Source organism: Phenylobacterium sp. 58.2.17 (genome assembly GCF_026411515.1).
Lineage (GTDB): Bacteria > Pseudomonadota > Alphaproteobacteria > Caulobacterales > Caulobacteraceae > Phenylobacterium.
In genome coordinates this window covers 1-17,342 of the sequence record NZ_JAPMTQ010000045.1, presented here as the reverse complement: position 1 = coordinate 17,342, position 17,342 = coordinate 1, and the positions used below count along the sequence as shown (strand labels likewise).

The 17,342-nt window shown below is 68.3% G+C and carries 19 protein-coding genes and 2 pseudogenes; 7 read left to right on the top strand and 14 right to left on the bottom strand.

Going from position 1 to position 17,342, the window contains the following annotated elements:
• Positions 1-2: 2 nt before the first annotated feature.
• The gene (locus OUA97_RS19735) at positions 3-506 is read right to left on the bottom strand and encodes an arsenate reductase ArsC (RefSeq protein ID WP_267233743.1); all 504 of its coding nucleotides are present in this window, start codon (positions 504-506) and stop codon (positions 3-5) included.
• Between the two features lie 21 nt (positions 507-527).
• On the bottom strand, positions 528-866 hold the full coding sequence (locus OUA97_RS19730; RefSeq protein WP_267233742.1) for an ArsR/SmtB family transcription factor: 339 nt from the start codon (positions 864-866) through the stop codon (positions 528-530).
• Positions 867-928: 62 nt separating this feature from the next.
• On the opposite strand from OUA97_RS19730, the gene arsH reads away from it, so the two are divergent.
• A complete protein-coding gene (arsH, locus tag OUA97_RS19725; RefSeq protein WP_267233741.1) occupies positions 929-1,645 on the top strand; it encodes an arsenical resistance protein ArsH in 717 nt (238 codons plus the stop codon).
• 61 nt (positions 1,646-1,706) lie between these two features.
• On the opposite strand, the gene OUA97_RS19720 is transcribed toward arsH, so the two are convergent.
• From OUA97_RS19720 to OUA97_RS19695, 6 genes are all read right to left on the bottom strand, one after another.
• A complete protein-coding gene (locus OUA97_RS19720) occupies positions 1,707-2,747 on the bottom strand; it encodes a substrate-binding domain-containing protein (RefSeq protein WP_267233740.1) in 1,041 nt (346 codons plus the stop codon).
• 65 nt (positions 2,748-2,812) lie between these two features.
• Positions 2,813-4,024, bottom strand: coding sequence for an OprO/OprP family phosphate-selective porin (locus OUA97_RS19715; RefSeq protein ID WP_267233739.1), 1,212 nt, complete (start codon positions 4,022-4,024; stop codon positions 2,813-2,815).
• 271 nt (positions 4,025-4,295) lie between these two features.
• Complete coding sequence (gene phnE / locus OUA97_RS19710) at positions 4,296-5,111, bottom strand: phosphonate ABC transporter, permease protein PhnE (RefSeq protein WP_416362445.1); 816 nt, start codon at positions 5,109-5,111, stop codon at positions 4,296-4,298.
• Positions 5,112-5,114: 3 nt separating this feature from the next.
• Positions 5,115-6,137, bottom strand: coding sequence for a phosphate/phosphite/phosphonate ABC transporter substrate-binding protein (gene phnD, locus OUA97_RS19705; protein WP_267233738.1), 1,023 nt, complete (start codon positions 6,135-6,137; stop codon positions 5,115-5,117).
• The gene (phnC, locus tag OUA97_RS19700) at positions 6,134-6,928 is read right to left on the bottom strand and encodes a phosphonate ABC transporter ATP-binding protein (RefSeq protein ID WP_267233737.1); all 795 of its coding nucleotides are present in this window, start codon (positions 6,926-6,928) and stop codon (positions 6,134-6,136) included. Before phnC ends, phnD begins: the two co-directional genes overlap by 4 nt.
• 168 nt (positions 6,929-7,096) lie before the next feature.
• On the bottom strand, positions 7,097-7,603 hold the full coding sequence (locus OUA97_RS19695; RefSeq protein WP_267233736.1) for a GNAT family N-acetyltransferase: 507 nt from the start codon (positions 7,601-7,603) through the stop codon (positions 7,097-7,099).
• A gap of 220 nt (positions 7,604-7,823) precedes the next feature.
• Here OUA97_RS19695 and OUA97_RS19690 point away from each other — a divergent pair, with 220 nt between their 5' ends.
• Positions 7,824-9,077 carry a type III PLP-dependent enzyme gene (locus OUA97_RS19690; protein WP_267233735.1) on the top strand — a complete coding sequence of 418 codons (1,254 nt, stop codon included), beginning with the start codon at positions 7,824-7,826 and terminating at the stop codon, positions 9,075-9,077.
• A gap of 97 nt (positions 9,078-9,174) precedes the next feature.
• On the top strand, positions 9,175-10,236 hold the full coding sequence (locus tag OUA97_RS19685; protein WP_267233734.1) for a 1,9-bis(guanidino)-5-aza-nonane synthase: 1,062 nt from the start codon (positions 9,175-9,177) through the stop codon (positions 10,234-10,236).
• Between the two features lie 46 nt (positions 10,237-10,282).
• On the opposite strand, the gene OUA97_RS19680 is transcribed toward OUA97_RS19685, so the two are convergent.
• On the bottom strand, positions 10,283-11,110 hold the full coding sequence (locus OUA97_RS19680; protein WP_267233733.1) for an SDR family NAD(P)-dependent oxidoreductase: 828 nt from the start codon (positions 11,108-11,110) through the stop codon (positions 10,283-10,285).
• Between the two features lie 128 nt (positions 11,111-11,238).
• Between OUA97_RS19680 and OUA97_RS19675 the strand changes: the two genes are divergently transcribed.
• Positions 11,239-12,033: an acid phosphatase gene (locus tag OUA97_RS19675; RefSeq protein WP_267233732.1), complete on the top strand. Its 795-nt coding sequence runs from the start codon at positions 11,239-11,241 to the stop codon at positions 12,031-12,033.
• Positions 12,034-12,148: 115 nt separating this feature from the next.
• Here OUA97_RS19675 and OUA97_RS19670 read toward each other — a convergent pair whose 3' ends face one another.
• The 3 genes from OUA97_RS19670 to OUA97_RS19660 form a co-directional block, all read right to left on the bottom strand.
• On the bottom strand, positions 12,149-12,607 hold the full coding sequence (locus tag OUA97_RS19670; RefSeq protein ID WP_267233731.1) for a hypothetical protein: 459 nt from the start codon (positions 12,605-12,607) through the stop codon (positions 12,149-12,151).
• Positions 12,608-12,685: 78 nt separating this feature from the next.
• Positions 12,686-13,453, bottom strand: coding sequence for a molybdopterin-dependent oxidoreductase (locus OUA97_RS19665; RefSeq protein ID WP_267233730.1), 768 nt, complete (start codon positions 13,451-13,453; stop codon positions 12,686-12,688).
• Positions 13,453-14,250 carry a cytochrome b/b6 domain-containing protein gene (locus OUA97_RS19660; RefSeq protein WP_267233729.1) on the bottom strand — a complete coding sequence of 266 codons (798 nt, stop codon included), beginning with the start codon at positions 14,248-14,250 and terminating at the stop codon, positions 13,453-13,455. Before OUA97_RS19660 ends, OUA97_RS19665 begins: the two co-directional genes overlap by 1 nt.
• A gap of 119 nt (positions 14,251-14,369) precedes the next feature.
• Between OUA97_RS19660 and OUA97_RS19655 the strand changes: the two genes are divergently transcribed.
• Complete coding sequence (locus tag OUA97_RS19655; RefSeq protein ID WP_267233728.1) at positions 14,370-14,549, top strand: hypothetical protein; 180 nt, start codon at positions 14,370-14,372, stop codon at positions 14,547-14,549.
• Here OUA97_RS19655 and OUA97_RS19650 read toward each other — a convergent pair.
• Positions 14,546-14,755: pseudogene (locus OUA97_RS19650) on the bottom strand (alkylphosphonate utilization protein); the annotation flags it as partial. The gene OUA97_RS19655 and the pseudogene OUA97_RS19650 overlap by 4 nt on opposite strands.
• Before the next feature lie 220 nt (positions 14,756-14,975).
• Here OUA97_RS19650 and OUA97_RS19645 point away from each other — a divergent pair.
• Positions 14,976-15,902 (top strand): thioesterase family protein, encoded by a 927-nt coding sequence (locus OUA97_RS19645; RefSeq protein ID WP_267233727.1) that lies wholly within the window; start codon positions 14,976-14,978, stop codon positions 15,900-15,902.
• A gap of 111 nt (positions 15,903-16,013) precedes the next feature.
• Here the strand turns inward: OUA97_RS19645 and OUA97_RS19640 are convergent, their stop codons facing one another.
• A complete protein-coding gene (locus tag OUA97_RS19640) occupies positions 16,014-16,892 on the bottom strand; it encodes an alpha/beta fold hydrolase (RefSeq protein ID WP_267233726.1) in 879 nt (292 codons plus the stop codon).
• Between the two features lie 257 nt (positions 16,893-17,149).
• Here OUA97_RS19640 and OUA97_RS19635 point away from each other — a divergent pair.
• Positions 17,150-17,342 (top strand): annotated as a pseudogene (locus tag OUA97_RS19635) (hypothetical protein); the annotation flags it as partial.

The following is a 17,342-nucleotide window of genomic DNA, read 5'->3' as shown; positions in this document are numbered from 1 at the left end:
CGTCACGCGCCCGGCGCGTCGGCGCGTTCGTGGATCTCGCGCAGCCTGGTCTGCAGCGACAGCTGGTCGATGGTCTCCAGCGGCAGGCTGAGGAACAGTCTGATACGCGTTCCGAGCTGTCGCGCCGCCTCGGCGAAGGCGGCGGCGATCTGCGCCTGCGAACCCTCGACCGCGGCCGGGTCGGGGATCCCCCAATGGGCGCTGACCGGCCGCCCTGGCCAGACCGGACAGACCTCGCCGGCAGCATTGTCACAGACGGTGATGACGAAATCGAGCGGCGGCGCGCCGGGCCTCGCGAACTCGTCCCAGGCCTTCGAGCGGAAGTCGGAGGCCGCGAACCCCAGCGATTCCACCAACGCCAGGGCGTGGGGATTAACCTCGCCCTTCGGCGCCGAGCCGGCGGAGTAGGCGCGGAAACGGCCGGCCGCCTCCCTGTTGAGCACCGCCTCGGCGATGATCGAACGCGCCGAGTTGCCGGTGCAGAGGAACAGGATGTTGTAGGTCACGCGGAAGGCTCCGTTCAGGGATCAGGCGGCGCAGCAGCCGCTGGTCAGTCTGGCCAGCGGGGCGCAGATTTCGGGCGACCCGGCGCAGCAATCCTCGACCAGGTAGGCCAGCAGCTCGCCCATGGCCTCGTAGTGGGCGCGATAGATGATCGAGCGCCCTTCGCGCTGCGAGGCCACCAACCCGGCCTGGGCCAGGATGCCCAGATTGGTCGAAAGCGTGTTCGGCAGCACTTCGAGGCGGCGGGCCAGTTCGCCGGCCGCCAACCCGCCGTCGCCGGCCTGGACCAGCAAGCGGAAGGCGGTGAGACGGCCCTCATGGGCGAGGGCGGCGAGGCTCGCGACGGCGCTTGTTATTTCCATATTTCTCGAATAATCGAATTATATGACAAATGGAAGACGCCTTCCGCATCCGAGAGCGATCTGTGACCGAGTTCCCAGCCCTAGAACCGCAATTCCTCCGCCAGCCAGACCATGGCCAGCTTGAGCCGACCGCCCGCGCGCCCCATCCGCCGCGGATCCTGCTGCTCTACGGCTCGCTGCGCGAACGCTCCTACAGCCGCCTGCTGACCGAGGAGGCCGCCCGCATCCTGCAGGCGCTGGGCGCCGAGACCCGCACCTTCGACCCGCATGGCCTGCCGCCGCCCGACGGGGCCGACCCCAGCCACCCCAAGGTCCAGGAACTGCGTGCGCTGTCGCTGTGGTCCGAGGGGCAGGTCTGGTGCAGCCCAGAGCGCCACGGCGCGGTCACCGGGGTCATGAAGAGCCAGATCGACTGGATCCCGCTCGAGGTCGGCAGCGTCCGCCCGACCCAAGGCCGCACCCTGGCGGTGATGCAGGTCAGCGGCGGGTCGCAGTCGTTCAACGCGGTCAACACCCTGCGCCTGCTCGGCCGCTGGATGCGGATGATCACCATTCCCAACCAGTCGTCCGTGGCCATGGCCTGGAAGGAGTTCGACGAGGCCGGACGGATGCGGCCCTCGTCCTACTACGACCGCGTGGTCGACGTGATGGAGGAGCTGGTGAAGTTCACCCTCTTGACCCGCGACCGCGCCGACTACCTGGTCGACCGCTACAGCGAGCGCAAGGCGGCCGGCCCCGTCAGCCCAGCGGAGGCGCTGCGCGCCGACGCCGTGGGCTGAAACGGAAAGCGCCGCGGACCTGAGGGTCCGCGGCGCTCGCCGTCTCTCCTGGGACTGGTCCTTAGGCGGCCGGGCGCGCCATCGGGGTCAGCTTCTGGGCGACGCCCTTCTGGGCCTCGTGCTGACCGGCCGGCAGCGCGATCAGGCCGCGGCTCTGCAGGTAGCCGCCCTTGCCCGTCGCCGCATCGGAGACGAACTCGTTGAGGTATTCCTGCAGGCCCTGGGTCACCCCGATGTTGGCCTTCTTCACGTAGATGTAGAGCGAACGGGCCAGCGGATACGAGCCGTCCGCGATCGACTGGGCGGTCGGCTTCACGCCGTTGACCGAGGCGCCCTTGATCTTGTCCATGTTCTCTTCGAGGTACGACCAGCCGAAGACGCCCAGCGAGCCGGGGGTCTTGGTCAGGGTGCCGACGATGGCGTTGTCGTTCTCGCCGGCGTCGACCCAGCCGTCCTTGCGCATCGGGTCGACCAGTTCCTTGAACTTCTTTTCGTTGTTCGAGCGCAACTCTTCGGCGGTCGGGAACTTGCGGGCGCCGGCCTCGATGGCCAGTTCCACCCACGCGTCGCGGGTGCCGGAGGTCGGCGGCGGGCCATAGACGTTGATGCGGTTACCCGGCAGGCCGGTGCCGATCTCATCCCAGGTGGCGTAGGGGTTCTTCACGAACTTGCCCTGACGCAGGACGTTGGCGGCCAGGCCAAGGTACAGGTGCTCGGTCTTGAAGTTGTAGTCCGCGCCGTCCTTGTCGGTCGCCACGACGATGCCGTCGAAGCCGATCTTGATCTGGACGATGTCCTTCACGCCCTTGGCGGCGCAGGCGTCGAACTCCGACTTCTTCATCGGGCGCGAAGCGTTGGCGATGTCCGGGAAGGCGTCGCCGACGCCGCCGCAGAACAGCTTGATGCCGCCGCCGGTGCCCAGGCTCTCGATCTTGGGAGCCTTCTTGCCGGTCTTCTTGGCGTAGTTTTCAGCCACGCGGGTGGCGAACGGGAACACGGTCGACGAACCGGCGGCCCAGACGTAGTCGCGGGCGGCGTGCGCCGGCGCAGAGATCGCCATGACAGAGGCTGCGGCGGCGCCGAAGGCCAGGAGTTTCTTCACTTGAGGTTGCTCCTCGATGGAAAGGGGGAGCGAGGCGACCGGCCGGCCGCCCCGCTGGGGAGGTCTTAGAAGTCGAACTGAGCGCGGAACTGCAGGGTCTCGACGTCGACGTCGGCGCCGACGGCCTTGTTGTCGTTCTCGGACTTCGTGTAGTTCGCCATGAAGCGGACGTAGGGGTGCACGTACCAGTTAGCGCCGAGCGTCCAGGCGGAGTACTCGCCGGCCGTGGCCGGGATGTTGAAGTTGGTCAGGTCGGTGTTGTCGTAGCGCACCGCCAGTTCCAGCGCGCCGAGGCCGCCGCTGGTGACCGGGTTCAGGATCTTGGTCCGGCCCCACTCGCCCTTCTTGACGTCGAGGTTCTTCATTTCTCCGGTCACGAACCACGAGCCGGCGACGTAGTAGGTCGTGAAGTCGCTGGAGACGTTGGCTAGGCGATCAACATCGGCCTTGGCCCACTCGGCCTGCACCGCGAACGGCCCCTGGATGAACACCCCTTCCAGGCCGACCATGGTGTCGGCGACGCCGACCGCGCCGGTCGAGATGTAGCGGGCGCCGTAGTTGGTGTTGTTGCGGGCCTGATAGTTGAAGTTGGCCTGGTCCTGGCGATCACGATAACGCGCCCAGGCGCCGACGTGCAGCTTGGTGGCGTCGCCGTTGATCGGAACCCAGGTCACGCGGCCGTTGACGCCGAGAGCCTCGCTGCCGCCGGTGGCGGTGGCGGTCGGGTCGGCGTTGTTCAGCGAGTCGCCGGACACCGCGACGGCGGCGGTCCAGTTCTCGCCGTTCGCCTTGACCTGGACGTTCATCACGCGGCCGATGTCGAGCACGTCATTGAATGGGCCGCGCTCCATGAAGGTGGTGTAGCGCGACGATGAGATGTTCTCGAACGACACGGTCTTGAAGTTACCGGCCATGATCGAGACGCTGTCGGTCGGCTTGTATTCGAGGATCAGGTCTTCCCAGTTGGCCGAGCCGCCGGCCACGGTGAACTCGGCCTTGTACGCCCAGTTGGCGTTCCAGGTGCCTTCCACGCCGAGACGCGCGGTCCGCAGGCGGGTGACGTTGGCGTCGAAGTCGGCGCCGGTCTGGCGATCGACCTCCTGGTGCACGAAGTCTTCGTAGACGCGGCCGCGAACCTTGAAGGTCAGCGTATCGTTCTGGAACTGCGGCGCGCCCTTCCAGGCGGTGGTGGTGTCTTGCGCCTGGGCGCCGCCGGCGATGGCGAGCGCGATCACGCCGAGCGCCGCCCCGGCGCAAAGCGAGGTGTTGATCTTCATTATCAGGATCCTTGTAGAGCTATCCCCGTGAGCCCTTTCAGAGGCTTGCGAGGCGGCTTAACGAGGTCCCGTGACGCTTCCGCCAAGCTTCGGCGACAGCAGATCGTAAGTTTGATGACGGATTTGCGATGCCCCTCCCGTGGACGCTCGATAGCGCCCTCGAAAAGCGATCAACGCCTTACACGGCAACGATTCCGTTGAATCCCGCCGCCGACGGCGACTGCGCGGCGGGGCGCGCGATTGGCCCCGCCTGCGACATTCTGGTCACGCCTTAGAGCAGGCGTGCACGGATGGTTTGCGACAGCAGGTCGATCAATGTGACAGCGATCACGATGACGATCGCGATGGCCGCGACTCGCGAGTACGAGAACGAATTCAGGCTGTCGAACAGGATCTGGCCAATGCCGCCGGCGCCGATCAGGCCGAGCACAGTGGCCGCCCGGCTGTTGGATTCAAACCGGTAGAGCGCATACGAGGTCCACAGCGGCGCGACCTGCGGGATCACCCCCCAGACCACTTCCTGCAGCGGCGCCGCGCCGGTGGCGCGCACGCCCTCGACCGGGCCCTTGTCGATCGACTCGACCGCCTCGGAGAATAGCTTGCCCAGCACCCCGCCGGTGTTGAGCGCCAGGGCCATGACTCCGGCGAACGGCCCCAGGCCGACCGCCACGACGAAGATGGTGCCGATGACCAGGTCGGGCACCGAGCGCAGCACATCCATCAGCCGGCGGATCGGCAGCTGGATGTAAGACGGCGTCACGTTTCGCGCGCCCAGCAGGCCGAGCGGCACGGCGATCAGCACGGCGATGGCCGTACCCCACAGCGCGATCTGGACGGTCAGCCACATCTGGCTGACCAGGAACGTCCAGTCGCTGAAGTCCGGATGCAGGAATTCGCGTCCGAACTGCCGCATGTTGTCCGAATTCTCGAACAGCTTTGGCAGCTTGCTCATCTCGGCCGGGCCGAAGCTGATCACCAGCAGCACGATGATCCCGCCCCAAAGGCCGAGATCGAACAGCTGCTGGCCCAGGGGCCGCGAAGGCGGTTTCAGGAGATCGGAGTCGGTCACGCTGGCGGTCACGGAAATATCCTACTGCGCCGCGACCGGCTGGCCGGTTTTGGCTTCCAGCACCGCGCGCTCGGCGGCGATGGCGTCCAACGACTTCTGGGCCTGGGCTTCCTTGACCTTGTCGCCGGCGTTGCGCGCCTCCAGCAGCTGCTCGGTCGCCTCCATCTCGCGCACCGGCAGCAGGTGGGAGTTGTCGGCCGGGCGGAAGCCGCCGATCGACAGCGCCGCCAGCAGCTTACGCTGACGCTCGGCCTCGGGCCCTTCGCCCTGCGCATAGGTCAGGAAGAACTGCCGCAGCTTTTCCTTCACCGCCGGGTCCAGGTCGCTGCGCCAGATGATCGGGTCCTCGGGCAGCTTCGGGCTTTCCCAGATCACCCGCACCTGGTCGGCGACCGGCGAGCCGCGCTCGCGCTGCAGGCGCAGGGCGGTGGAGTTGTTGGTGGCCACGTCCAGCACGCCCTTGGCCACCGAGAACAGGTTGGCCTGGTGGTTGGCGGCGCGCACCTGCTTAAAGCAGGCTTCCGGGCGGATGCCCTTCGGCGCGAACAAATAGGTCATCGGCGCCAGGGTGCCCGAGGTCGACTTCGCGTCGCCGATCCCGAAGGTCAGCGTCTTGTCGCACTTCAGCACGTCTTCCAGCGTCGTCTTCGAGCTGGCCGGGACGATCAGCAGCGACTTGTAGCCGTCCGACCCGCTGGGATCGAAGGTGCGCGCGAACACCTCGCCGTTCGAGCGGCGCACCGCCTCCAGGCCCGACTGGTTGGAGAACCAGCCGGCGTCGGTCTGCTTGAAGCGCAGCGCCTCGATCAGGGCCGTGTAGTTGGAGGCGAAGAACGGCTTCACCGGAATGCCGATCGACTTTTCCATGTCGGCCAGGATCGGCTTCCAGAAGGTCTCCATGCTGGTCGAGTTCTCGGTCGCCAGGATCGAGAAGTTGACCACCTTCGGCGGTCCGCCGGCGGGCGTGGTGGTCTCGGACTTGCCGCAGGCCGCAACACTGAGGGCGGCCAGGCTGCTGCCGATAAGCAGGCGACGGTCGATCATTGCGGGGCTCCTTCCCAGAAGACGTCCTCGAATTCCGGGCCGTAGATGTCGATGAGCTGTTTGCGGTCCAGGCCCGAGGCCAGCCCGTCATAGACCACCTTGCCGGCCTTCAGGGCGACCACGCGGTCACAGTAGCGCAGGGCGTAGTCGACCTGGTGCAGGGTGACGACCACGGTCAGGCCGTCCTGCTGGTTCAGGTCGCGCAGGATTTCCATAACGCGGCGCGCCGACACCGGGTCGAGCGAGGCGACCGGCTCGTCGGCCAGGATGATCTTGGCCTTCTGGACCAGGGCGCGGGCGATCGCGCCGCGCTGCTGCTGGCCGCCGGACAGGGTGTTGGCGCGCTGGCCGGCGTACTCGGCCACGCCGACGCGGGCCAGCGCGGCCATGGCCGCGTTCTTGGTCTCGGCCGGCCAGAAACCGAACACCCCGCGCAGGAACGGAATGCGGCCCAGCGAGCCCAGCGCCACGTTCGAGAACAGGGTCAGGCGGCCGACCAGGTTGAACTGCTGAAAGATGAAGCCGATGCGGATGCGCGCTTCGCGCACCTTGCCGCTGATCTTGCCGTCCGACTGCACGACGCCGCCGAACGCCTCGATCCGGCCCGCGCCGGCGTCGATCGTCTGCAGCCCGCTGATCGAGCGCAGCAAGGTCGACTTGCCGGACCCTGAGGGGCCGATCAGGGCGATCATCTCGCCCTTGCTGACATTGAGGGACACGGAATCAAGGGCGCGCCGCGAGCCGAAGCTCTTGGAGGCGTTCCGCACCGACAGTACGGCGGCTTCAGACATGGATGGCGAGGCTTCCCCGGATCAGCGCGCGCACGGACTGGCTGTGATCGCCGACCCTTGCGACGGCTTCATGACATAGGGCCACGCTTTCGGTCCAGCGCGCGATAGTATCATCGGCTGTCACATGTATTCGAACGCACGGCTGCGGTCAGTACTGCCCGTCTCCGATCAGCGCCGAAAGCTCATCCCAGACGAAGACGATGTTGTTCGAGGGCCAGAGCGGTCCAGGATCGGTGAAGCCGCCGGCCCGGCTGCGCCCAGCCGCTCGTAGAACAGCATCGCCGGCGCGTTGCCGACCACCACCGCCAGCGCGCAGCCGCCATAGCCCCAGTCGGCGAGCTGGCGCGACAGCGCCGCCATCAGCCGCCGGCCGATCCCGCGGCCCTGCACGGCGGGGTCCACATGCAGCCAACGGACCTCGCCGCGCCCGCCGAACACGGCCTCGGTCGGCGCGCAGGCGGTCCCGAACCCCACGATGCGCCCACCCTGCTCGGCGACTAGGGTCGTGCGCCGCGGACGGTCTTCGCCCAGCACCTCCTCCCAGCGCGCGCGACGCACCGCCTCGGTCAGCCCCTCCCACGCCGCCGGAGTCGCCAGGTCGCGATAGGTGGCCCGCCAGACCGCGTCGTGCAGCCTGGCGATGTGCGCCGCATCCCCGCAAACCGCTGTACGCAAAGCGATCGGGGCATCCGGAAAATCCCTCGAAACCATGTTGCGTCCGCCCCCTCGCAAGTCCTGGCCCGGCTTGGGTTTGATGACAATTTTTAGGCGAGGGCACAAACCCCTTTACATCGGAGATCATCGCCCCTATTTCGCACGGCTCCGGCGGACCCGATGTCCTGAAAAGCGCTGCTAACGCCGGTCTGGGTTCAACTGCCAATGGGGGCTACGTGAATTGCGCACGTACCATACGCCCCTGGACCTGGTCCGTGAGCGGCCACCGGAACGCCCTGTCGCCATTGCGCGACCGGACGCGGTGGCGGTAGCGGCGCGCTGGTTCCAGGAGAATTTCAAAGGCGACGTCTTCTACGCGGTGAAGGCCAATCCTTCGCCGTGGGTCATCAAGGCCCTCGTTGAAAACGGCGTGACGTCCTTCGATGTGGCCTCGGTCCCCGAGATCGAGCTGGTCGCGCAGCACGCGCCGGGTTCGCGCATGGCTTTCATGCACCCGGTCAAGAGCCGCGCGGCGATCGCCGCCGCCTATTTCGATCATGGCGTGAAGACCTTCTCCCTCGACACGCACGAGGAGCTCGAGAAGATCCTCGCCGCGACCCAGGGCGCCAAGGATCTCAACCTCATCGTCCGCCTCGGCGTCGCCGCCGAGGGCGCGGCCTATTCGCTGGCCGGCAAGTTCGGCGTCGATCAGCACCAGGCTCCGGGCCTGCTGCTGGCCGCGCGCCGCGCGACCCAGGACCTGATGGGCGTCTCGTTCCACGTCGGCAGCCAGTGCATGCGGCCGACCGCCTATCAGGCGGCGATGACCCAGGCCTCGCGGGCCCTGGTCCGCGCCGGCGTGTTCGCCGACGTGGTGGACGTGGGCGGCGGTTTCCCGTCGGTCTATCCCGGCATGGTTCCGCCGGACCTGGCCGACTACATGGACTCCATCGACCGCGGCTTCGCCGAGATGATGGTGCACGAGACGACCGAGCTGTGGTGCGAACCCGGCCGGGCGCTGGTCGCCGAAGGCTCGTCGATCCTCACCAAGGTCGAGCTCAAGAAGGGCGACGCGCTCTATCTGAACGACGGGTCGTACGGCTCGCTGTTCGACGCCGCGCACACCAAATGGCCCTTTCCGGTCAAGCTGCTCCGCAGCGAGAACGGCGAGGCCAAGGAAGTCCAGGGCACGCTGAAGCCGTACCGCTTCTGGGGTCCGACCTGCGACTCGCTCGACCACATGCCCGGCCCGTTCTGGCTGCCGGAGGATGTGCGCGAGGGCGACTATGTCGAGATCGGCATGCTCGGCGCCTACGGCGTGGCGATGAACACCCGCTTCAACGGCTACGGCGACGCCGAAACCGTCGAGGCGTCCGACGCCCCCATGGCCTCGATGTACGGCCTGGCCCGTCGGTCCATTCCGGTTCCCCGCCAGGAGAACCAGAATGTCGTGAAGCTGTCGCGTGCGCGCGGAAAGAAGCGTCGGCGGAAATAAGCCGGCTGCTCCACAGTTATAGGCGCGGCCGGTCGCTCCGTCCTGGCCGCGCCTTTTCCATTTCGGACGGGCGCTCAAACTCTAGAGGTTTCAGAGAATGAACGCTGACGTTCAGAAGTCGAACCGCAAGGCCGAACTGCTGGCCAACACCGTCGAGCACGTGGCGATCGACCAGTACGACGCCCGTCCGGTCATCGACGCCATGCGCAAGATGAGCTTCACCAGCCGCGACACCGCGCGCGCCGCCGACATCTGGTCGATGTCGCTGGAAGACAAGGACTGCTCGACCTGGCTGACCCTCGCGGGCTCGACCAGCGCCGGCGGTTGCATGCACATCTACCGCGACATGGTGAAGTACGGGATGATCGACACGATCGTCGCCACCGGCGCCTCGATCGTCGACATGGACTTCTTCGAAGCCCTCGGCTTCAAGCACTATCAGGCCCAGTCGAACGTCGACGACCGCGACCTGCGCGACCTCTATATCGACCGCATCTACGACACCTATATCGACGAAGAAGAACTGCAGAACTGCGACGGCACGATCTACGAGATCTGCAACCTGCTGGAGCCGCGCCCCTATTCGTCGCGCGAGTTCATCTGGGAGATGGGCAAGTGGCTGGCGGCGGGCAACGCCAAGAAGCCGGACTCGCTGATCGAGACCGCCTACCGCGAAGGCGTGCCGATCTTCTGCCCGGCCTTCGTCGATAGCTCGGCCGGCTTCGGGCTGGTCAAGCACCAGGTCGAGAAGATGAAGGAAGGCAAGCCCTACCTGACCATCGACGCGGTCGCCGACTTCCGCGAACTGACCGACATCAAGCTGGCGGCCGGCACCACCGGCCTGTTCATGGTCGGCGGCGGCGTGCCGAAGAACTTCGCCCAGGACACCGTGGTCTGCGCCGAGATCCTCGGCCACGAAGCCGAGATGCATAAGTACGCGGTGCAGATCACCGTGGCCGACGTGCGCGACGGCGCCTGCTCGTCCTCGACCCTCAAGGAGGCCTGCTCCTGGGGCAAGGTCGACGTGACCTGGGAACAGATGGTGTTCGCCGAAGCCACCACCGTGGTGCCGCTGATCGCCTCGGACGCCTGGCACCGCGGTTCGTGGAAGACCCGCACCAAGCCGCGCTGGAACAAGCTCTTCGAAAAGAAGGCCTAAGGCACAATAAAACGGCGTCCCTCGGGACGCCGTTTTTCTTTGGGCCCTACTCGCCGGCCATGTAGGCGTCGAACCGCGCCTTCCAGTCGGCGTGCCAGCGCGACAGCGCCGGGCGGTTCTCGACGATGTCGCCGGCGGACCAGAGCACGCGCTTCTCGTCCACCGCCCGCGGCGTCTCGTTGTCCTCGCACCACAGATAGAAGTCGCCGCGGCCGATCCCCTCGAGCATGCGCTCGACCACCTGCTCGGGCGTCCAGGCGCCGGGCGGCCGCTCGGGAATCCGGCTGGCGATCATTCCGGTATAGGTGAAGCCCGGCACCAGCAGGTGGGCGCTGACCTGGCATCCATCCGAATTGCGCAGCGTATGCGCCAACCCCTCGGTCAGCGCCTTCACCCCGGCCTTGGAGACGTTGTAGGCGGTGTCCCCCGGCGGCATGGTCACGCCCTGCTTGGAGCCGGTATTGACCACCAGCCCCGGCGCGCCGCTCGCCGCCATCCCCGGGACGAAGGCCTGCACCCCGTGCAGCACGCCCATCAGGTTGATCCCCAGCACCCGCGCCCAGCCGTCGGGGTTGGAGAGCGCATCTCCCCCGCCGCCGACCCCGGCGTTGTTCATCAGCACCGAGACCCGACCCAGCCGGTCGGCCACCTCGCGCGCCAGCGCCTCGACCGCGGCGCGGTCGGAGACGTCCAGCGTCACGGCGATCGCCTGGTCGCCGAGATCGGCCTGCACCCGCGCCAGCCGCTCTGCGTCGAAATCGGCCAGGCAGACGCGCATCCCCTCGCCCGCCAGGCGTCGGGCGGCCGCCTCCCCGATGCCATTGGCCGCGCCGGTGACGACGGCGATGTTTCCAGGGGCGATGGCGGGGTGCATGGCGTTCTCCAGGGGCTGAGTTGTGCTCGCACGCCAATCTAGCCCCGGCCAGGCCCGCGAAGGCAAATCCGCCGCTTGAACCGCGGGCGCGGCTCCGCATGATCGGCCCTCTGTTCGGGAGGGTCGTCATGAACCGCATCGTCATCCATTTGGCCGCTGTGGCCGCGCTCGCCGCCGTCGGCGGAACCGCGCTCGCGCAGCAACAGGCCAAGCCCGCGCCGAGCGGCTATCTCGGCGAAGCCGCCCCCGACAGCTACAAGATCCTCCCCCCGGCCCCGACGCCGGGGACGATCCGTTACCAGGCCGACCGTTCGGCCTTCCTCGCCACCCGCTCGCTGAAGGACAGTCCGCGCTGGTCGCTCGCCGCCGCCGACGCCGACGAGGCCGCCATCGTCAAGGACATGAGCTGCGCCATCGGCATGGAGCTGACCCCGCAGGCCGCGCCTAAGCTGACCAAGATCCTGATGACCGCCCGCTACGACGTGCGCCGTGCGGTCAATCACCCGAAGGACATCTACAAGCGCCAGCGCCCCTACCTGATCGACGAGGGCGACATCTGCGTGGCCAAGACCGACGGCCTGGCCAAGAGCCCCGACTATCCCTCCGGCCACACCACCTGGGGCTGGACCGTCGGCCTGATCCTGGCCGAACTGGTTCCAGAGCGTTCCACCGAGATCCTCGCCCGCGCCCGCTCGTTCGGCGAAAGCCGGCTGATCTGCGGCGTGCACAACATGAGCGCGGTCGAGGCCGGCCGCACCAACGGCGCGATTGTCGTCGCCGGACTGCACGGCTCGGCCGCCTTCCGCGCCGACATGGACGCCGCCCGCAAGGAGCTGGCGGCTCTGCGCAAATCCGCCAGGGCGCCTGACGGCGCGGCCTGCGCAGCCGAGGCCGAGCTGATCGGCGCCTCGCCCTACAACTAAGGCCTAGAGCCCTTCCCACTCACGATGGATCATCATCAGTGGGGTATGATGGGCTCTAAACTCAAGGAATCGACCCTGTGCCGGCTGGCTTGATTCAAGCCGCCCGGGACAGGGTCTAGAATGGAAAGCTGGTCGCCGCCTGCAGGCCGACCAGCGCCAGCATCGCCGCCAGGCTGATCAGGTGGTCGCGATAGATGTCCACCGCCAGCCTGGTCTGCACCTCGGGCGTGTCCACCGCTTGGCCCAGCCGCACCGCGTTGCGCCACGTCCGCCACAGCGCCAGCCCGATGACGACGCCCGCCAGCGCCAGCGAGGCGCCGCTGACCCAGATCGGCTGCACCCGCTCGACCGCCTGCACCAGGATGGCCGCCACGGTCAGGGCCAGCACCGACGGCGTCAGCCAGTTCATCGGCCAGGCCCCGGTCGTCACCCGCCGGTAATAGGGCGCGATCGAGGCCAGCACCTCGTCGGGGGCGCGATCCGCCCCCCGGCGCTGCACCTGCACGTCGAACGTCAGGTCGATCCACAGCACCGCGGCGAGAAAGCCGGCGCCTGCAGCGATCACGGCGTTCATGGTCATCGTCCTGCTGGCAGGGCCCGTCCCCGCAAGGCGCAGTTCGGGATTTTCCGGCGCCGATGTCAATTCCGCGGCTCAGATCCCCGCGTACCACTCGTAGCCGCGGTCTTCCCAGAACCCGCCCTGGCCGCCGCCGATCCCGGCCAGGTCGGCCACCGCCTCGATGCGCATGACGTACTTGGCGTGCTTGTAGCCGAGCTGGCGCTCGACCCGCAGCCGCACCGGCGCCCCGTGCTTCACCGCCAGGGGCGCGCCGTTCATGTCGTAGGCCAGGATGCTCTGCGGGTGATAGGCGTCGATCAGGTCGATGCTCTCATAGTAGCGGCCCAAGGCCGCCGGCGCGTTCGGGTCCAGGGTGTCGGCGCAGTGGAAGACGATGTAGCGCGCAGTCTCCTTCAGCCCGGCGCGGTCCAGCAGCGGCCCCAGCCGCGCGCCGCTCCACTCGCCGATCGCCGACCAGCCTTCGACGCAGTCGTGACGGGTGATCTGGGTTCGGGCCGGCTGAGCCCGCAATTCGTCCAGGCTCAGCGACAGCGGCCGCTCGACCAGTCCGTCGATCACCAGCCGCCAGTCGGCGAACCCGGCCTCGACCAGCGCCCGGTAATCCGGGTCGCCTGGCGAGGTCGAGCCGTTGGCGCGGAAGTCGGGCGAGATCTCGGCGCGGCTGAACTCTCGGGCCAGCGCCTTGCGGTCGACCACCAGCCGCTGCACGCGACGGGTCAATCCCTCGGCCCGCGCCAGGCCGCGCTGCACGCCGGCGTTCATGGTCAGCTTGTCGCAGGCCCCGAGCACCGCGCCGGCCGCGGCGACGGCCAGCCCCGAGAGCCATCGGCGGCGGTCCATCATCGCGCTTCCTCCGCCACGGCGTACTTTCCGGTGATCATCGCCCGGAGGCTGTTCAAGGGGCCGGAGACCAGCACCATCGCCACGTGCGCCAGCACGAACAGCACGATCAGGCCGGCGCTGATGAAGTGCAGCGTACGCGCCGACTGGCGGCCGCCGAACAGCTCCGGCAGCCAGGGGAAGCCGGCGTTCATCCCCGGCGACATCGAAAGCCCGGTCAGCACCATCATCGGCAGCAGGACGAAGATCACCGCCAGGTAGGTCAGCTTCTGCAGCACGTTGTAACGCCGCGACGCCGGGAACCGCAGCCGTGCATGGTCGACGATCTCGCGCGCCAGATGGCGCGGCGTCAGCTGATCGCGGGCCGGCAGTAGATCGCGCCGGACGTGACCGCCGATCAGGCCCGCGCTCAGATAAACCAGGCCGTTCAGCACAAAGAGCCACGCGAAGGCGAAGTGCCAGCGGCGTCCGTCGGCCAGGCTGCGATAGCTGGGCAGCGTCGCCCAGGCCGGGAACCCGCGCACCTCGTTCCCGGAAAAGCCGAGCACGCCGGCAGTCTCGACATAGGTCGATCCGATCTTGGTGATCCCGACCGCCTCGCCCCCCCGTTCGGCGGCGAACATCGACACCCACGGGCGGGCGAAGGTCGAGACCTCGCCCCAGTACAGCGCCGGGTGCGCGTTGAAGATCTGCAGTCCGCTGAGCAGCAGCACGATCAGCGCCGCCAGATTGATCCAGTGCGTCGCGCGCGTCACCAGGCCGTGCCGGTGGACGAGCATGCGGGCGGGCGGCGGCATTCGGCGTTCTCCGGAGACGTTCGACCTTGCCATGCAGTCGTTACGTCGGCCACCAGCGCGCGGATGCCGGAACGCGAAGCCGCCTCGGAGAATTTTCCAGTCAGCCCTGGAGAACCCCGATGCCCCACCCCCGCGACGACCACCTCTCGCCCCAGGCGCCCGGCCGCGCCCGGCCCAAGGACGACGCCGCCCGCGCCGACGACCGCATCCCCGACGAAACCCGCAACTTCGACACCGACACGCCGCCCGGCGGCCACATGGGCTCGGGCGGCGACCCGGCCGAAGGCAAGCGCGACTAGACCTTGCGGACGAACTCCGCGCGCAGCACCAAGCCCTTGATGGTCTCGTGGCGGCAGTCGATCTCCTGGTCGTCGCCGGTCAGCCGGATCGACCGGATCACCGTGCCCCGCTTCAGGGTCTGGCCTGCGCCCTTGACCTTCAGGTCCTTGACCAGGGTGACGCTGTCGCCATCGGCCAGCAGGTTGCCGACCGAATCGCGGACCTCGACCTGGCCCGCCGCCTTGGCGTTGGCGGCCGCGTCCGCGGCGCTGACCCATTCGCCGGTGGTTTCGTCATAGACGAAGTCTTCGCCGCTCATCTGCGCCTCGCATTGTCTCCGATGCCCCGCCCTAGCGCCTCGCAGCCGCCAGGGCCAGCCTCCTGGCGCGCGCGGCCCTCTCCCCCTAAGGTTCGCGCCGTTTTTCGAGTGTCGGGGGAGCGTGCAAGTGTCCGAGCAAGGCGTCGAGGTCTGGAGCGGCGGCGTCAACACCTGGGAATGCGACGAGATGGGGCACATGAACGTCCGCTTCTGGGTCGCCAAGGCCCAGGAGGGACTGGCCGGCCTCGCGGCGCGATTGGGCATGCCGCGCGCCTTCGCCCGCGACGGCGAATCGACGCTGGTCGTGCGTGAGCAGCACATCCGCTTTCTGCGCGAGGCAAAGGCCGGCGCGGCGCTGCACATGACCGGCGGGGTCGTGGAGCTCGGCGAGTGCGACGCGCGTCTGTTGCTGGTCATCCGCCACCTCGACGGCCAGCCGGCCGCGACCTTCCAGTTGGTCGTCGATCACGCCACCGCGCGCGAGTTGCGCCCCTTCCCCTGGCCCCAGCGCCTGCGCGAGGCGGCGCGTGCACTGACGGTCGAGGTTCCGGGCTTCGCCGCGGCGCGCAGCGTCGACCTCGCGCCGGTCGTACCCACCGCCTCCCTGGAACGCGCCGACGCGCTCGGCCTCCAGCGGATCGGCCTCGGCGTCATCGGCCCGGCCGAATGCGACGTCTTCGGAAGGATGCGGCCCGAGATCTTCATCGGCCGCGTCTCGGACGGGGTGGGACGGCTGTTCGGCGAGACCCGGCCTGGGCCGGCCGACGGCGACCCCGACGCCCGGATCGGCGGGGCGGTGCTCGAATACCGGGTCCTGCACCTCGACTGGCCGGAGGCCGGTGACGGGATCGAGCTGCGCTCCGGCTTCGCCGGCTGCGACGCGCGCACCCGCCGGGTCATGCACTGGATGGTCGACCCGCAGAGCGGCCGGCCCTGGGCCAGCGCCGAGGCGGTCGTCGTCTCGTTCGACCTCGACAAGCGCAAGGTCGTCGATATCTCGGAGGAGGCCCAGGCCGCCTACCGCGCCGCCTCGCCGGCGGGGCTGGCGCTCTAGAGCCCTCCCCACTCACGAGGGATCATCGTGAGTGGGGAAGAAGCGCTCCAAACTCAGAGAATCGACTCTGTTCATCCCGGTTGGCTTGATTCAAGCCAACCGGGACAGGGTCTAGGCGCGCGCCGCCCGCAATTCCGACTGCACCAGGTCCGGCCGCTCCATCGGCAGGAAATGGCTCGTGCCCGCGATCGTCTCGACCTCGATGCGGCCGGCGGCGACCAGGGCGTCGAGCTTGGGATCCTCCCGGCAGGTCGAGCCTTCCTCGGCGCGCAGGATCCGAATCGGAACTTTCGCCTGCTCGAAGGCGCCCCAGGTGTCGTGCGCGTGCGAGGCGAAGTTCGACGCCTCCCACTCCGGCGCGCAGGACAGCTCGACCTGGCCGTCCTCGCGCTCACGGAAGCCGTCGGCCACGTAGTCGGCCAGCATCGCCCCGTTCCAGGTCCGGAACGCGCCGCGGCCGGTGTAGGCGCTGACCACCGCGGCCTTGTCGGGGAACACCGACCGCCGGCGCAGCGCGCCCTGCACCAGCGGCGAATTGCTCAACTGCTCGGGATCGACGGGCCCGGCCGCCGGCATCACCACCGGATCGAACAGCACCACGCGGCGCACGCGGTCGGCGGCCAGCGCCTGGGCCAGCACGCAGGCGGTGCCGCCCATCGAGTGACCGGCCAGCACGACGTCGTTGAGGTCGAGCATCTGCAGCAGCGCCAGGAGGTCGTCGCGCAGGCCGTTCCATGAGGTCCGCCCCACGGTCTCCGCAGGCAAGGTCGAGCGGCCGTGCCCGCGCTGGTCCACGGCCAGGATGCGCAGGTCCTCGGCCAGCGGGGCGAGGATGGTGCGGTATGTGCGCGCATTGAAGCCGTTGGCGTGCACGAAGACGATGTCGACCGGTCGGCCGGGATCGCCGAAGTCGAGCGCCGCCATCGCGCCGCCGCGCGCCTTCAGGTCGATCAGCCGCGTCCGCGGCGCCTCCGCCAAAGCCGAATCCATCGCAAAACCCTCCGCCGACCACCCATCCGGGCCGGACCGTCCTTCGAAACCACATTGACGCGAGGTCCGACAACACCCGCGAACGCCTTGGTTTTCGGGCGAATGGGGGGAAGGGTTGCAAAAGTGATCACGAGGGCGTGAATTAAAGCCTTGCCCTGAGCGCCAAGCCGGGCATATTCCGAAACAGCACAGCGATGTTCCCCGTCAGGGGCGCCTCGTTGGGCGCCTTCTAAACTCTGTTTCCAGGGGACCCAGACATGACCACCGAAATCCTCCGCAAGCTGCTCGTCGCCGGCGCCGCCGTCGCCGCTCTGTCCGTCGCCGCCTGCGGCAAGCCGGCCGAAAAGGCCGCTGACGCTGCCGAAGCCACCGCCGAAACCGCGACCGACGCCGCCGCCACCGCGACCGACGCCGCCGCCACCGCCGCTGACGCCGCTGCCGACGCCACGA

Excerpts from the sequence above, each read along its gene's own strand:
- OUA97_RS19640 (WP_267233726.1), bottom strand. The coding sequence starts at position 16,892 with ATGGATTCGGCTTTGGCGGAGGCGCCGCGGACGCGGCTGATCGACCTG.
- OUA97_RS19730 (WP_267233742.1), bottom strand. The coding sequence starts at position 866 with ATGGAAATAACAAGCGCCGTCGCGAGCCTCGCCGCCCTCGCCCATGAG.
- OUA97_RS19660 (WP_267233729.1), bottom strand. The coding sequence starts at position 14,250 with ATGCCGCCGCCCGCCCGCATGCTCGTCCACCGGCACGGCCTGGTGACG.
- OUA97_RS19665 (WP_267233730.1), bottom strand. The coding sequence starts at position 13,453 with ATGGACCGCCGCCGATGGCTCTCGGGGCTGGCCGTCGCCGCGGCCGGC.
- OUA97_RS19680 (WP_267233733.1), bottom strand. The coding sequence starts at position 11,110 with ATGCACCCCGCCATCGCCCCTGGAAACATCGCCGTCGTCACCGGCGCG.
- OUA97_RS19675 (WP_267233732.1), top strand. The coding sequence starts at position 11,239 with ATGAACCGCATCGTCATCCATTTGGCCGCTGTGGCCGCGCTCGCCGCC.
- OUA97_RS19670 (WP_267233731.1), bottom strand. The coding sequence starts at position 12,607 with ATGAACGCCGTGATCGCTGCAGGCGCCGGCTTTCTCGCCGCGGTGCTG.
- OUA97_RS19655 (WP_267233728.1), top strand. The coding sequence starts at position 14,370 with ATGCCCCACCCCCGCGACGACCACCTCTCGCCCCAGGCGCCCGGCCGC.
- phnD (WP_267233738.1), bottom strand. The coding sequence starts at position 6,137 with ATGATCGACCGTCGCCTGCTTATCGGCAGCAGCCTGGCCGCCCTCAGT.
- OUA97_RS19685 (WP_267233734.1), top strand. The coding sequence starts at position 9,175 with ATGAACGCTGACGTTCAGAAGTCGAACCGCAAGGCCGAACTGCTGGCC.
- OUA97_RS19715 (WP_267233739.1), bottom strand. The coding sequence starts at position 4,024 with ATGAAGATCAACACCTCGCTTTGCGCCGGGGCGGCGCTCGGCGTGATC.
- phnC (WP_267233737.1), bottom strand. The coding sequence starts at position 6,928 with ATGTCTGAAGCCGCCGTACTGTCGGTGCGGAACGCCTCCAAGAGCTTC.